The sequence below is a fragment of the Streptomyces sp. NPDC051105 genome (genome assembly GCF_040682795.1).
Classification (GTDB): Bacteria; Actinomycetota; Actinomycetes; order Streptomycetales; family Streptomycetaceae; genus Streptomyces.
In genome coordinates this window covers 73,038-87,572 of the sequence record NZ_JBFBBR010000020.1, presented here as the reverse complement: position 1 = coordinate 87,572, position 14,535 = coordinate 73,038, and the positions used below count along the sequence as shown (strand labels likewise).

General features: G+C 70.9%; 15 protein-coding genes and 1 riboswitch. Of the genes, 3 read left to right on the top strand and 12 right to left on the bottom strand.

Annotated elements, in window-relative coordinates:
* Positions 1-299: 299 nt before the first annotated feature.
* The 4 genes from AB0N16_RS36120 to AB0N16_RS36105 form a co-directional block, all read right to left on the bottom strand.
* Positions 300-1,310: an AI-2E family transporter gene (locus AB0N16_RS36120; RefSeq protein ID WP_365804289.1), complete on the bottom strand. Its 1,011-nt coding sequence runs from the start codon at positions 1,308-1,310 to the stop codon at positions 300-302.
* A gap of 355 nt (positions 1,311-1,665) precedes the next feature.
* A complete protein-coding gene (locus tag AB0N16_RS36115; protein ID WP_365804287.1) occupies positions 1,666-2,682 on the bottom strand; it encodes an iron-containing redox enzyme family protein in 1,017 nt (338 codons plus the stop codon).
* A complete protein-coding gene (locus tag AB0N16_RS36110) occupies positions 2,679-2,891 on the bottom strand; it encodes a CDGSH iron-sulfur domain-containing protein (RefSeq protein WP_365804285.1) in 213 nt (70 codons plus the stop codon). Before AB0N16_RS36110 ends, AB0N16_RS36115 begins: the two co-directional genes overlap by 4 nt.
* Positions 2,872-3,552, bottom strand: coding sequence for a HemK2/MTQ2 family protein methyltransferase (locus tag AB0N16_RS36105; protein ID WP_365804283.1), 681 nt, complete (start codon positions 3,550-3,552; stop codon positions 2,872-2,874). The genes AB0N16_RS36110 and AB0N16_RS36105 overlap by 20 nt, the downstream gene beginning before the upstream one ends.
* A gap of 261 nt (positions 3,553-3,813) precedes the next feature.
* Between AB0N16_RS36105 and AB0N16_RS36100 the strand changes: the two genes are divergently transcribed.
* Positions 3,814-4,800: a YihY/virulence factor BrkB family protein gene (locus AB0N16_RS36100; protein ID WP_365804281.1), complete on the top strand. Its 987-nt coding sequence runs from the start codon at positions 3,814-3,816 to the stop codon at positions 4,798-4,800.
* A gap of 175 nt (positions 4,801-4,975) precedes the next feature.
* Here the strand turns inward: AB0N16_RS36100 and AB0N16_RS36095 are convergent, their stop codons facing one another.
* From AB0N16_RS36095 to AB0N16_RS36065, 7 genes are all read right to left on the bottom strand, one after another.
* A complete protein-coding gene (locus tag AB0N16_RS36095; protein ID WP_365804279.1) occupies positions 4,976-5,320 on the bottom strand; it encodes a DUF6479 family protein in 345 nt (114 codons plus the stop codon).
* 209 nt (positions 5,321-5,529) lie between these two features.
* Positions 5,530-6,570 (bottom strand): LLM class flavin-dependent oxidoreductase, encoded by a 1,041-nt coding sequence (locus tag AB0N16_RS36090; RefSeq protein ID WP_365804277.1) that lies wholly within the window; start codon positions 6,568-6,570, stop codon positions 5,530-5,532.
* A gap of 13 nt (positions 6,571-6,583) precedes the next feature.
* Positions 6,584-8,284: an ABC transporter ATP-binding protein gene (locus tag AB0N16_RS36085; protein ID WP_365804275.1), complete on the bottom strand. Its 1,701-nt coding sequence runs from the start codon at positions 8,282-8,284 to the stop codon at positions 6,584-6,586.
* Entirely contained in the window at positions 8,281-9,204 is a 924-nt protein-coding gene (locus AB0N16_RS36080; protein WP_365804273.1) for an ABC transporter permease, read from the bottom strand. Before AB0N16_RS36080 ends, AB0N16_RS36085 begins: the two co-directional genes overlap by 4 nt.
* The gene (locus AB0N16_RS36075) at positions 9,201-10,160 is read right to left on the bottom strand and encodes an ABC transporter permease (protein ID WP_365804271.1); all 960 of its coding nucleotides are present in this window, start codon (positions 10,158-10,160) and stop codon (positions 9,201-9,203) included. The genes AB0N16_RS36080 and AB0N16_RS36075 overlap by 4 nt, the downstream gene beginning before the upstream one ends.
* 3 nt (positions 10,161-10,163) lie before the next feature.
* Positions 10,164-11,783, bottom strand: a complete 1,620-nt coding sequence (locus tag AB0N16_RS36070; RefSeq protein WP_365804269.1) for an ABC transporter substrate-binding protein — start codon at positions 11,781-11,783, stop codon at positions 10,164-10,166.
* Positions 11,784-12,013: 230 nt separating this feature from the next.
* Positions 12,014-12,130 (bottom strand): putative leader peptide, encoded by a 117-nt coding sequence (locus AB0N16_RS36065; protein ID WP_365804267.1) that lies wholly within the window; start codon positions 12,128-12,130, stop codon positions 12,014-12,016.
* Positions 12,131-12,167: 37 nt separating this feature from the next.
* A riboswitch (SAM riboswitch) is annotated at positions 12,168-12,281 on the bottom strand.
* 36 nt (positions 12,282-12,317) lie between these two features.
* On the opposite strand from AB0N16_RS36065, the gene AB0N16_RS36060 reads away from it, so the two are divergent.
* Complete coding sequence (locus tag AB0N16_RS36060) at positions 12,318-12,512, top strand: hypothetical protein (protein WP_365804265.1); 195 nt, start codon at positions 12,318-12,320, stop codon at positions 12,510-12,512.
* Positions 12,513-12,534: 22 nt separating this feature from the next.
* Positions 12,535-13,350, top strand: coding sequence for a DUF427 domain-containing protein (locus AB0N16_RS36055; protein WP_365804263.1), 816 nt, complete (start codon positions 12,535-12,537; stop codon positions 13,348-13,350).
* A gap of 192 nt (positions 13,351-13,542) precedes the next feature.
* On the opposite strand, the gene AB0N16_RS36050 is transcribed toward AB0N16_RS36055, so the two are convergent.
* Positions 13,543-14,364, bottom strand: a complete 822-nt coding sequence (locus AB0N16_RS36050; protein ID WP_365804261.1) for a DUF1684 domain-containing protein — start codon at positions 14,362-14,364, stop codon at positions 13,543-13,545.
* Positions 14,365-14,535 lie beyond the last annotated feature (171 nt).

Below are 14,535 nucleotides of genomic sequence, written 5' to 3'. Positions count from 1 at the left end.
TGGACACACCGTGTGTGGGCGACGCCGTCCCTCTTCTGACCAGGGTCGGCGTCGCCCAGTGTGAGGGCACCGATCCGCAGGGAGAGACAGAACGCCCCCCACGCGGCCGGAGCGGACGCCTCCATCGGGAGAGCGGGCCGGCCGTGCTCTCGAACGCTGCCCAGGTGGGGTACCCGCCCCGCGGCGCCGGACATGCGGTCGGGCCCCCCGGACAGACGCGCGCCCCGGCTCCCCGGACCCGCACAAAGTCCACCCGCCCCGGGCGGGAAGGCGGAGGGCATCCATCGGAACACCCACCGTCACTGCCGTTCCTTCTTGGGGAAGACGTACTCGTCGAGGACCAGTCCGACGGCGACGGCCGCCGGGATGGCGACGAGGGCGCCGATGATGCCGAGGAGCGCCCCGCCGACCAGCACCGCGAGAACGGTGACCAACGGGTGGACGTCGACGGCGAACTTCATGGCCCTCGGCACGATGAGGTAGTCCTCGGCGACCCGGAAGACCACGTAGAAGACCGCGGTCGCGATCGCGATGGGGAGGGACACGGACAGGGCGACGAGGCTGACGACGATGCCGGCGAGAGTCGAGCCGACGATCGGGATCAGGTCCATCAGAGCCGTGAAGATACCCAGCGCAGCTGCGTAGGGGACACCGGTGGCCGCGCACCAGCCGAAGGTCGCCAGACCGGCGATCCCCGAGGTCACGAGGTTGCCGAGCATGAACTTGCCGATCCGGTTCATGACCTCTTCGGCCACGCGCTCGACTCGCTCGCGCCGGCTGACCGCCACGAGGCGGTAACAGAACTGCTTGATGGCCGGAAGCGCCGCCATGCAGTAGAGGGTGACCGTGATCACGATCGCCGTGGAGGTGACGGTACTCAGGACGATCTGGCCGGCGCCGAGGACGCCTCCGGCCAGATCGGTCGCTCCACCTCCTGAACCCATCTGCTGCTTGGCCTTCTCGACCAGGTGATAGCGGTCCTCCATGCGGCCGATCGCCGAATGGTGGTCGTGGAGCTGTTCCAGCCAGCCGGGCACCGCGTCGACCAGCGCGGAGATCTCCTTGGACACCGGCGGAATGACCAGCGCCAGGAACCCACCGAGCACCACGATGAACCCCGTCAGCACGATCGCGACGGCCCAGCCGCGCCGCAGCCCGCGGCGTGTGAACCACACGACGAGCGGTTCCAGGCTGATCGCGATGAACACCGCCAGCAGCAGCAAGGTCAGCATGGAACTGACCCGCATGACGGTCTGGACGGCGAACCATGCCAGGCTCGCGCCCAGGCCCAGAGCGAAACCCACGGTCACCCATGACCGCCTGCGCCCATCGCGCGCATGCGGATGCGGCGGCTTCTGGGGCGCCGTCCAGGATGTCTGGACGCCGTCCGCCGGGCCGGGATCTAAGACATGCGTGCCCGGCCCTTCCACAGCGTCGTGCTCCTCCCGAGTGGATCCGGACCCGGACTCGGACTGCGCGGACATCGCGATGCCTCTCCTCGACTGCCTCGAACGGGCAGGGACCCGCGGGCCTCCCCGTCTCTCGCCGTGCGTGGCCGGACAGCAGGTCTCGTCTCTGTCCGTCACCGCGGGCGGTTCGTCCGAGTGCGGCCGCCGCCCGGGCGCCCGGGTACCCCGGCATCGTGCTCGTACCGCATGCGCGCTGTCACAGCGGTGCGCGCAGTGAGGTACGACCGTCTTCCCAGGCGGTGAGGAGGTGGTTGCCGAGCCGGTTCTCGGACCATTCGGTGGCGTCGACGCCGAAGGCGATGTCCTCGTCGAGGAAGGGCTCGGTCTCCAGGAGACCACCGACGACGTCCCGGCGGACGATCTGCTCGTGGACCGCGTCGGCCTCCACGTGCTCGGCGTAGAAGTGAACGGCCGCGGGGCCCGCGCCGACTCGCCGAAGGCCCTGGGCGAGGCGTCGCGAACCGGGCGACGACGTGGTCTCCACGGCCGCGAAGTGACCCACCAGCGCCCCGCGCAGCGCGCGGTGCAGTCCGAACAGGGACATGAGGTTGACGTTCGTCAGCATCTCCGCGCCGGCCGAGTCGACATAGCGTCCGTAGGCGGTCTCCAGTTCGAGGTCGGCCATCAGGTCGGCGAACAGCCGGGCGTGGATGCGCTCCGGCCGTCCGGCGCCGAACTCGTCGTACTCCACGGCGACCATGGCGGCCTTCGCGCGTCCCGCGAGACGCGGGATGACCCAGGCGTGCGGATCGGCTTCCTTCAGGTGGTAGAGGGAGCGTTGGGCCGCGTACTCGCGGAACTGCCACAACTCCCCTCGTTCCTTGAGGAATTGGGAGGGCCCGTGGCCGTCGGCGGGTTCCACGAGAAGTTCCGCCAGAGCCTCTTCCGCCTTTCTGGGCGGGCCGACGTCGGCGCGGAGCGCGGACAGGAAGCGATGCTCCATCTCTCCCCGCAGCCGCAGTAGGCCGGGCTCCCACTCCCACCCGGGGTCGACGCCGGCGAAGCCTCGGTAGTGCAGTTCGTAGCAGAGGTAGAGCGCCAGCTGCAGATCGTCCCCGTACGGGTCCGCGTGCTCCGCCGTCACCCGCCGCGGCAGCGGCGTCCCGGCGGGACGGGTCAGGGCCTGCCGGACGGTGCGGGAGAGTTCGCCCCTGCTCCGCGGCAGCGCGGGGCCGGTGGCGCGTTCGTGGGCGGCCACAGTGGTGCCGGTCATGCGGTCCGCCTCTTCTCCCGGGCACGGTGGCTGGTGTCGCACCAGGGATAGGCCCGGCTGCGCCGGCAGACGCAGAGCGCGACGGTGAAACGGTCCGAGCACACGGTCCTCCCGTCGTCGAGTACTACCTCGACCGGTCCTTCGACGAGGATCGGCCCGTCGCTCGTCAGCGTGACGCGGCGCGGTTGTTCAGTGCGTCCGTTCGGCACGGATGATCACCAGCTCTTCCTTCTCCTCGGCGGCGTCGACGAGCCCCTGCTCCCGCAGCCACGCCCCTCGCGAGCGGAGCACGGGGCCGAAGGGCACGAGACGTCGGTCGGTCACCCGGGCTGCGAGTCCCGACCGCTCCAGGCAGGCCAAGGTCGGTGCGATGCCGCACAGGGCGGAGTGCACCAGCAGCAGTACACCGCCGGGACGCAGCGAGGTGTGCGCGCGGCGGCATATCCGGTCCAGCAGGAGGCGTCCGTCGACACCCGCGTCCCACGCCAGCGCGGCACGGTGGCGGCGGGGGACGGCCTCCGGCGTCGGGACGTAGGGCGGATTGCTCACGACGAGGTCGAACCGGCGGCCGGCGACCGGGCCGAACAGGTCACCGTGGAGGACTTCGACGGGCAGGCGGGCGCGCCTGGCGTTGAGCCGGGTGGCGAGGACCGCCCGGTAGGCCCTGTCGACGGCGGTGACGCGGGCACCCCGCCGTGCGGCGGCCAAGGCGAGAGCCCCGGCACCGGTCCCCACGTCGAGGACGGCGGATCCGGTGCCGATGTGCTCCCGGCCCAGGGCCTGGGTCAGCAGCAGGGTGTCGTGCTGGGGGGCGTACACCCCCCACGGGGCCAGTACCGAGCCGACTCCGCTGTCGTTCCGGGTCGTCATGTCGATCACACCTACACCTCGCAGCCCGCGCCCCGAGCGTGTCACCGTACGCATCCGGCCGGTGGCTCGATGCGAGGGGGCGCCTCACGGGTGTGCCCCCTAGGGCATACCCGACCAATGCGTCACGGCTCCGAGTGCCCCGCGAAACGGACCTCACACGGCACAACAGACACTTCTGCGATCACCCGGGCGCCACAGCCACGATCCGACAGGGGTGCTGTCCCGACACATGGTCGAGCCGGGCGGGGATACTCCCATGGCATGCCACCGACACCGGGACCGGAACAGCCGGTCGAGCCTCGTACGCCGGACAGGCCCAGCAAACTGCCGAAAGTGTCCTGGTGGGCGGTGCTCAAGGGCACGGTCAGAGAGTTCCAGAACGACGAACTCGCCGACCGTGCCGCGGCGTTGACGTACTACGGGGTCCTGTCGCTCTTCCCGGCGCTGCTGGTCCTGGTCTCGCTGCTCGGTATCGTCGGCAGGTCGACGACCCAACAGGTCCTGGACAACGTCGAGGGACTGGCGCCGAGCTCGGCCCGGGACGTCATCAGTGACGCGGTACGGCAGCTTCAGGCGTCCGGCGGCATCGGCTCGATCGTCGCCGTGGCCGGCATCGGGCTGGCGGTGTGGTCGGCGTCCGGCTACATCGCGGCGTTCATACGCAGTGCCAACGCCGTGTACGACATGCCCGAGGGGCGCCCCATGTGGAAGGTGCTGCCGATCCGGGTGGGCGTCACGGTGGTGCTGCTGGTCCTCACGCTGATCAGCGCGCTGATCGTGGTGTTCACCGGCGGCCTGGCCCGCGCGGTCGGTTCGGCACTCGGAATCGGGGACGCCGCGCTGAAGGTGTGGTCGATCGCGAAGTGGCCGGGCCTGGTCGTCGTGGTCACGATCATGATCGCGATCCTGTACTGGGCGGCGCCGAACGTGAAGGGCCGTGGCTTCCATTGGGTCACTCCGGGCTGTGTGCTGGCCCTGCTGGTCTGGATGATCGCCTCGGCGGGCTTCGCCTTCTACGTGGCCCACTTCGCGTCGTACAACAAGACGTACGGCACGCTCGCCGGGGTGATCGTCTTCCTGATCTGGCTGTGGATCAGCAACATCGCGATCCTGCTCGGCCTGGAATTCGACGCGGAACTGTCCCGCCAACGCGCCGTCGCCGGCGGACACCCGAAGGGTGAGGAGCCCTACCTCCCGCCCCGTGACACCCGCGCCTGGAGTGCGGAGGACCACCGCCGCATGGACTGACGCGGTCGGCGACGCAGGAGCCGGTCGAGCACACGGGGAGCGTCGGGGCTTTCGGGGTGTCGGGGACGAGCAGCGGCGCCTGGGCGCGGGCGGTGGCGATACCGAACAGCGCACGGTCGGAAGCACACCTCTTCACCAGCAGCACGTTCAGCGGCCCCTCGCACGAAACCCGTGGTCACCTCGAACGCGAATCCCATCGCCGACGCCTCTGGTCCTTGCTGCGCTTGCTGCTCGGCGTCCCGGTCCCGGACAGTTGGTGTGGGGTGAGCCGCTCGCTCTCGTCTTTCGCGTGCGGCACCTCGTCGGGCTCGCGCATCTCCTGAACCTCACGGGTCGGCCCGGTTTCCGGCAGCCGGGGCTGCTCTTCCGGGCGCGGCGACGCCGACTCCCGACGACGGACCCTGATACCGAGCCGTACGGCCCAGATCAGCGCGATGACGAGGATCAAGCCTGCCGCAAGTGGCAGGATTCCCCGTGCCATCCCAGTCGACGCGATCACTTCCGTACTCGGTGCAGTCATCAGCCCCGGGTACCCCGGAGGCGCGGGGGCAACCTCTGTGCCCGCGGATACGCGACGAGGTACGCAGGTTCGACGCCTAGGAGCAGGCCTCCCGGGCCTGAGACGAGCCGGGTCACATGTCCGTGGTCGTCCGAGGGTGTTCCAGAACTGCCCTGCGAACGGCTCGCGGGTGTGTACCTCCAGCCGCACGGCCGGCTCCCGGACGGCACTCAGAGGGCCGCCTCCTGAACCGCCGACACGACGGGCCGCCAGCCCAGCTCGGGCGCGACGAGGTGCCGTACGTCGTGGAGGATCTGCTCGTACTCCTCCCGGTGGAACTCGTACGGCAGCTCCAGGCGCAGTTCGGAGACCCCGGCGAGCACCGGGTCGGCGGTCAGCCGCTCCAGGATCTGCTCCGAGGTCCCCACCACGTCCGGGGCGAACAGGATGCGCTTCGGGCCCTGGGGCGCGAGGGTGCGCTCGTGGCGGCTCGCCGCGTAGGCCCGGTAGCGGGCCCGGGTGGCCGCGTCGGCGCTGTCGAGGGGCACGATCACCCGGCCCAGGGCCACGCGCGGCGCCCGGTCCCCGGACAGTGTGCGCCGGTACGCGGCGAGCAGGTTCAGCTGGGCCGTGGTGAAGTCGTCGGTGTCCTCGCCGGTGACGATGTTGCCGGACAGCAGACCGAGGCCCTGCTCGGCGGCCCAGCGTACCGAGCGCAGGCTTCCGCCGCCGTACCAGATGCGCCGTGCCAGCCCGGGGTTGTGCGGTTGCAGACGGGGCCGCTGGACGTTGCCCGGCGAGTGGATGACCGTGTCCGGGCCGCCGAGGTAGTCGCCGCCCAGGTTCTGCACGACCCGGGCGATCCTGCCGTACGACAGGTCGAAGCCGCGCCAGTCGCCGTCGTACACCCGGTCGCCGAGCAGGTCGGCGTGCGGCATGCCGGTGCTGAAACCGATCTGGAGCCGGCCCCGGGACAGCACGTCGGCCAGCGCCAGGTCCTCGGCGAGCCGGAACGGGCTCTCGTAGCCGATCGGGATGACGGCTGTGCCCAGTTCGATCCGCTCGGTGCGCTGCCCGGCCGCGGCGAGGAACACCGCCGCCGAGCCGACGCCGTGTTCGAGGTGGCGCTGCCGGATCCAGGCGCCGTCGTAGCCGAGCCGCTCGCCGTACTCGAACAGCTGGAGAGTCTCCTCCAGACCCGGATAGGGGTCGTCGTCCGCGAAGTTGCCGGGGGTCAGAAAGGCCAGTGAGGTGATGGTCGGAGTGCTCATGGGTCGCCGGTCCTCAGCTCGTGGTGGTCTCTGTGACGGGGGAGGGGACACGCCCGCCCGGGATCGCCGCCAGCAACTCCCGGGTGTACGCGTCGCGGGGCTCGGAGAACAGATCCTCGGGCGGCCCCGTCTCGACGACCCGTCCGGCCCGCATGACGGCGACCTGGTGCGCGATCTGCCGTACGACGGCCAGGTCGTGGGAGATGAACAGGTACGCCACGCCGGTGTCCGCCTGCAACTCGGCCAGCAGGTCCAGGACCTGGGCCTGGACGGACACGTCGAGCGCGGAGACGGGTTCGTCGCAGACCACCAGGTCGGGGGAGAGGGCGAGGGCCCGCGCGATGGCCACCCGCTGGCGCTGGCCGCCCGACAGCTCCGCCGGGCGTCGCTCCAGTGTCGAGGCGGGCAGTGCGACGCGGCCCAGGAGTTCGCGGGCGCGGTCGAGCCGGGAGGCGCGGTCGCCGACCTTGAACGCCCGCAGCGGCTCGGTGATCACCTCGCCGATGGAGAAGCGCGGATCGAGCGAGGCGTAGGGGTTCTGGTAGACGAGCTGGGCGCGCCGGCGCAGCTGCCGGACCTCGGCGCCCTTGGCGGCGGTGACGTCGGTGCCGTCGAACAGCACCTGTCCGGAGGTCGCCTCGGCCAGGCGCAGCACCAGCCGGGCGGTGGTGGACTTGCCCGAGCCCGACTCCCCGACCAGGGCAAGGGTCTGGCCGCGCCGCAGGGTGAGGCTGACGTCGTCGACCGCGCGCAGGGTCCGGGCCTCGCCGTCGGCCCGCGGCAGCCTGAACTCCTTGACCAGGTTGCGTGCCTCGACCAGGGGAGTCGCCGTGTCGGCCGGGGCGGCGGAGACCGGGGTACGGGGGCGGGCCGTGGTCAGGCTCGGGGCGGCGGCCAGCAGCCGCCGGGTGTACGCGTGCTGCGGGTCGGCGAGGACGGCACGGGTCTCGCCCGCCTCGACCACCTTGCCCTGCTCCATGACCACCAGGCGCTGGGCCCGGTCGGCGGCCACCCCGAGGTCGTGGGTGACGAGCAGGATCGCGGTGCCCGACTCCTCGGTGAGGTGGTGGAGATGGTCGAGGATGACCCGCTGCACGGTGACGTCGAGCGCGCTGGTCGGCTCGTCGGCGATGATCAGCCGGGGCTTCGCGGCGATGGCGACGGCGATCAGGGCCCGTTGCCGCATGCCGCCGGACAGTTCGTGCGGGTACTGCCGGGCCCGGACGGCCGCGTCGGGCAGCCCGGCCCGGTCCAGGACGGCGACCGCCTCGGCGGCCGCCGCCCGGCGGGTCGCCAGGCCGTGGATGCGCAGCACCTCGGCGACCTGGTCCCCGATCCGCTCGACCGGGTTGAGCGAGACCGTCGGATCCTGCGGGACCAGCCCGATCTGCGCGCCCCGCACGGTGCGCAGCTCCGCCTCCGACAGCGTGGCCAGGTCGTGTCGGCCGAAGCGGACCGTGCCCGCGTCGATGGTGCCGTTCGCCGCCAGCAGCCGGGTGACGGCGTGTGCCGTGGTGCTCTTGCCGGAGCCGGACTCGCCGACCACGGCGGTCACCTGCCCCGGCCATACGTCGAGGTCCACGCCCCGTACGGCCGAGACCGTGCCGCCCCGGGTGCGGTACGACACGGACAGGCCGCGGATCTCCAGGAGTGGTGTGGTCACGTTCTCACCGTTCTCGCGTGCGTCACCGTTCTCGTGTACGCTATCGGTCATCGCTGGCGCGCCCATTCGCCGTCCAGTGCCCTGGCGATACGGTTGGTGGCCAGCACCGTCGCGGCGATCGCCAGCCCGGGCAGTGCGGTCAGCCACCAGGCGTTGGCCAGATAGTTGCGGCCGTCGGAGATCAACGTCCCCCATTCCGGGGCGGGCGGCGGCGCGCCGTAGCCGAGGAAGCTCAGCGCCGACACGGCCAGGATCGAGGAGCCGAAGTCCAGGGTGGCCAGCACGATCACCGGCCCTGCGGCGTTGGGCAGGACGTGCCGGCCGAGGACCGCGTACCAGCGGGTCCCGCAGGACCGGGACGCCTCGACGAACACCGCCTGCCGTACCCGCAGCACCTCGGCCCGCGCCACCCGGGCGAAGGAGGCGACGCTGGCGATGCCGACCGCGACGGCCACCTTCACCGTCCCGTACCCGAGCGCGGTGACCAGGGCCAATGACAGGAACAGCGCGGGGATGGAGAGGAGGACGTCGACGAAGCGCATGAGCACGTCGTCCACCCAGCGGCCCACGAACCCGGCGACCACGCCGATCAGACCGCCGACCACGAACGCGACCAGGACCGCGATCAGCGTGGCCTTGAGGGAGAGCTGGGCACCGTGCACCACGCGGGAGAAGACGTCGCGGCCCAGTTCGTCCGTGCCGAACCAGTGACTGCCGCTCGGGCCGCGGAAGTTCTGGGACGGCACCCCCTTCAGCGGGTCCTGCGAGGTGAACAGATCCGGCCAGAAGGAGGCCAGCACCACCAGCACGAGGACGACGACGGACAGCAGCAGACCGGGGCGGCGCAGCAGGAAGCGGAGCACCCGGCGGATGTCGACGGGCCGGCCGGGTTCCGCGGGGGATCCGTTCTCGACCGGCCGGGCGAGGCCGAGGGCGGCCTCGGCCTGGTCGTCGACAAGGCTCTGACTCATGCGAAGCTCGCCTTTCTGTCCGAGGCGACCACGATCCGCGGGTCCAGCAGCGGATAGACGAGGTCGACGAGCAGGTTCGTCGCCACGAAGATCAGCGCCCCGAACACCACCACCCCCTGGACCAGCGGGATGTCCTGGGCGGTGACCGCCGCCGCGGTCACCCGGCCCAGACCGTCGCGGGAGAACACCGTCTCGACGACCACCGAACCGGCGATCAGCTGCCCGACCAGCAGGCCCACCACCGTCAGCGCCGGCAGCGAGGCGTTGCGCAGCGCGTGCCGCAGATGCACCCGCCACCGGCCGGCGCCCTTGGCCCGCGCGGTCTCCACGTAGGCCTGGTCCAGTGCGGTCAGCAGGCTCTTGGCCAGCACCTGGGCGACCTGCGCACCGGTCGGGATCGCCAGCGTGAGCGCCGGCAGCACCAAACCCTTCAGCCCGTCGTTGCCGAACGCCGGGAACCAGTGCAGCCGGAACGAGAACGCCTCGACCAGCAGCAGACCCACCCAGAACGTCGGGACCGACACCCCCAACGGGGGCAGCGACAGCAGCAGCTGCCGCAGCCACCGCTGCGAGGTGTACGTCGCCACCACCGCGAGGCCGCCGCCGAGCACCACCGCCAGCAGCAGCGCGGCACCGGTCAGCTGGAGTGTCTGCGGCAGCGCGTCGGCCAGGGTGGAGGTCACCGGGCGGCCGGTGGAGACCGCGTCGCCGAAGTCCCCGCGCACCGCCCGGCCCAGATACTCCGCGTACTGCACCAGCACCGGCTTGTCGAAGCCGTACTCGTGCCGCAGCTCGGCGAGTTGGGCGGGATCGACCTGCCCCGTGTCCATCCCGGCCCCGGCCATCGCGGAGACCGGGTCACCGGGCAGGAAGTCCAGCACCAGGAACGACACCGTATAGGCCGCCCACAGCACCCCGACCGCCTGCGCCAGCCGTTTGATCACATAGCGGCGCATCCGCTATCCGACCCAGGTGTCGTGCAGCTGGAGGCGGCTGCCGGAGTCGAAGGTCAGGTCGTGCACCTTGTTCGAGACGCCGAGCTGGGTCTGGAGCTCCACCACCGGCACGTCGTACGCGTTCTGCACGATCAGCTGCTGCGCCTCCGCCACCAGTAGCTTGCGCTTCGCGGTGTCCGTGGTCGCGGCCTGCGCGGACAGCGCCGTGTCCAGCGAACTGGCGGGAAGATGGTAGAAGTTGGCCAGCTGGGTGGAGAAGGAGCTGCGCAGGATGTCCGGGTCGGCGCGGGTCGTGTTCCCCCACACCACGTCGAAGTCACCCGACTGGAGCGTCGTGGCGAACTGTGTGACCGGGAGCTGCTTGAGCACCACGTCGATCCCGACGGCCTTCAGCTGCTGCTGGACCAGCTCCAGCGCGGGCTGGTTGGTCGCCGCGTTGGGGAACCAGCTGATGGTCAGGCTCAGCTTCTTGCCGCCCTTGGTGCGGACTCCGTCGCCACCTGCCTTCCAACCAGCCTCGTCCAGCAGGGACTTGGCCTTGGCCGCGTCGAAGGCGAGGTCGGTGGAGAGGTCGGTGTAGTCGGGCGTGGTGTGCGCCAGGATGCTGGTCGCCGGCTGGGTGCCGGTGGGGAAGACGGTGTCGGCGATCTGCTTCCGGTCGACGGCGGCCAGGATCGCCTGGCGCACCTTCGCGTCCTTCAGCAGGGGCCGCGAGTTGTTCAGTCCCAGACCGAACACCACGCCGGGGTTGGCCCGGCTCCGGAGGGCGACCTGGCCGCCCTTGAGCGCCGCCTCGTTGGCCCTGCCGACGCTGCTGATCACGTCCACCTGCCCGGACTGGAGGCTGCCGGCCCGCACCCCCGCCTCGGGCACGACCTTGAACACCAGCTTGTCCAGGTAGGCCTCGCCCTTCTTCGACCACAGCGAGGAACCCCAGTCGTACCCGGTGCGCCTGGCCAGGGTGACCGACTGGTTCTGCACATACTGCTTCAGCACGAAAGGCCCGGAGCCGACCACACCGTCACTGCACTTCTGCTGCGGGGTCTTCTTGACGCTCGCCGATGACTCGATGGCCAGCGAGTGGGTCGAAGTAGCCTGCAGGAACTGGGCGTTGGGCTGCTTGAAGGCCACCTTGACGGTGAGCGGGTCCACCGCGGTGGTGCTCTTGACGCCGCTCAGATAGCCCTCGGCGAGGGTGCCCAGGGCGCCGAGGTTCGGTACCGCGTCGAAGTTGTCCTTGACCACCTGCGCGGTCAGCTTCGACCCGTCGCTGAAGGTGACCCCCGGGCGCAGGTGGAACGTGAACGTCGTCGCGTCGGCGCTGATGTCCCAGCTCTTGGCGAGCCACGGCACGATCTTGCCGGTCTTCGGGTCCTGGTCGGTCAGGGAGTCCACGATCTGCCGCACCGAGTAGATGGTGTCGTTGCTCGCGACCTGCTGCGGATCCACGCAGCCGGCGTCGGATCCCACCGCGAAGGTCAGGGTGCCGCCGGACTTCGCCGGGCCGCTTCCGCCGCCGGAGCCGTCGTCGCCCGAACCGCACGCGGTCAGCAGGACGCTGGTGGTCAGGAGCGCGGCCAGGGGCGCCCATCGGGAGGGTCTGAAATCCGGGAGTGCAGTCACGGAGGGAGTTCTCCTACTCGTGTCACCCGGCACGGGGTGCCGGGCTACGGGGCAGCGAGGCACGGCCGTGCGGCGGCGTGCGGCCCCGGCCGGATCGGAACCGGCCGGGGAGGCGCTGTGCAGACAAGGGGGATGGGAAACGAACGACACCGAGAACCGGTGGCGAGGGAAAGGACGGCGCGAAGGAGCCGTGGCCGGTGACGGAGGTCAGCCGACGACAGGCGGGCCGGTCAGAACCGACAGAGGCAGCTGGTCGAACGCTTCAGATCGATGTGGCGCCGGCGCGAGAGCCGGGAGTACGCCGTGGCGTCGGCGGGGGAGGCGGCGTGGTCATCGCTGTGTCGCATGCCGGTCCCTCCCCTCGTCTCCGGCCCCGGTCACGGCGCCACGCGCTTGCGGGAGTCATCGGTGATCCCGCCGGGCTTTCACCTGGAGCACCCCACCGCGTGGGAGGGTTGCCGGTCAGCGAGCCAGGGCCTGACGCTGACACTCAATGCCGTTGGCGATCGTACGGATCGGTTTTGTCGTACGTCAATGCCGCAACCGGACGCCCAGTTCGGGAAGACGCGACCGTCTCAGGTGCCGGGACGCCTGGTGGACGCACCTTGTGTCTCGGTGTGGGAGCGTGCCAGTGGCAACGTCGAGGAGTACCTGCGGGTCTTCGGCAGCCCCGAGCAGCTCGCGGCCTGGCGGGAGAACCGCCCCTACGTCGCCGAAGTCACCGCCTGAGCAAGCCGAAGGAGAGCCGGCCATGACCACATTCCCCACCGCACGGGCCGTGCGGACCACCCCCGAGGGACTCCTGTGGGAGCCGAGCGAACGCTGGGTGCGGGGCCGTAAGGGTGATGTCACGGTCGTCGACAGCCGCCATCCCGTCCTCGTCTGGGAGCCCGGTGTGCCCGTACCGCTGTACGCGTTCCCGCGCACGGAGGTACGCGAGGAACTCCTCCGCCCCGCGAAGAACCCGCAGACCGGTACGCACACCGGGTCGCGGATCTTCTACGACGTCGAGATCGACGGTGAGCTGCTGGAGAACGCCGCCTGGACCTTCCCGGCCGCCGACCTGGCCGATCACATCGCCTTCGAGTGGTTCCGGCGCGTCGGGCGGGGCCTGGACCACTGGTACGAGGAGGAGGAAGAGATCTTCATCCACCCCCGTGACCCGCACAAGCGGGTGGACGCCATCCCCAGCAGCCGTCACCTCGTGGTCGAGATCGACGGCACGGTCGTCGCGGACACCCGCCGACCGGTCCTGCTCTTCGAGACCGGCCTGCCCACCCGCTACTACGTCCCGCGCGAGGACGTCCGCCTCGACCTGCTCGAAGCCACCGACCATCACACCGGCTGCCCCTACAAGGGCACCGCCGAGTACTGGTCGTGGCGCGGTGAGGCCGACGTGCCGCCCAACGTCGTCTGGAGCTACCCGGACCCGCTGCCCGCGGTCGGCGCCGTCCAGGGGCTCCTCGCCTTCTACAACGAGGCGGTCGACATCACCCTCGACGGGGAACGGGTGGCGCGCCCCGTCACCCACTTCACCCAGGCGCTCTCGGAGCAAGCACGCACATGACGGGAATCCGTCTCGACGGACCGCGCCGGTCCATGGTCGGCCACCACGCGATGGGCCGGTGGCGTCACCGGACAGCCAGGCCCTTCGCCGCCCCCCGGACCACGGGATCCCGCCGGCCGGCACCCGCGGACAGCCCCCGCCGCCGACCGCGGACGACGGTGACGGCGACGGGGGCCGGGAGAGCGCGTTCCGTCAGGGGCGTCCGCCGCGTTCCAGCGGGATCTTCTCGCCCGTCTCGATCCCGACCGGCAGGCGGTTCTCGGTGGGCGGCAGCGGGCAGGTGGCCAGGTCCGTGTAGGCGCAGGGCAGGTTGGCGGCGCGGTTGAAGTCGATCGTCACCCTGCCGTCGGCGTCGGGGGCGGGGATCTGGAGGGAGCGGTTCGCCGCGTACGTGGTCACACCGGAGGTCTTGTCGGTGAACAGCACCATCAGGGCTCCGGGCGTCGGGCCGTCGAACGCGGTGAGCCGGTGCGCAGTGCCCTCCAGCTCGAACTCGACCTGGCCGGGGGAGTCGTAGACATGCTCAAGACCCTCGACGGCGGCACCGACGGTCACCGGGCGCGGGCTGTCGAAGGGCAGGAAGCGGCCGGAGAGCACCCAGCGGGCGTCGGGCTCGTACGCAGGCGTCCCGGTGAACTCCGTACGCAGCGCGTTGCCGGGGTGGCGGGGGCGCACGATGTCGTGTCCGCCGCGCTTGGCGACCTCGATCACCGCGTCGCCCCAGCTGACGTACACACTGGCGCGTTCGGCGAGGACGCCGAAGTCGTGGCGGCCGCGCACGACCTGCTCGTCGATGACCAGCTCCTCGCCCTCGTCCAACTCGACGACCACGCCGTCGGTGGTGCTCGACCAGGCACCGGGCGCGTCCTCGAACCGGGTGGGCTCGTCGCTCAGCCAATGGAGGCCGGTGATCGCGAGGAACCCGTGCGGGCCTGCCAGCACCGCCTCCTTCTGCCGGTGCCACTCCTCCCACTCCTGTACGAAGCTCACCCGGTCGACGTCCTGGACGGTCATGTCGGCTCCCTCCCGCTGCGTGTCCTGTCCTTCGTGCAACGGCCACGCCTGCGCAGATCATCCCGCCAGGGTGGAGACGTTCCACGTTTCCGTAATGTGAGAGCTGGTCGGAAATCATTGACCGACGCGGTGGGTGTCTGCTCAACTCACGTCCCATGACCCCGCGTGTGG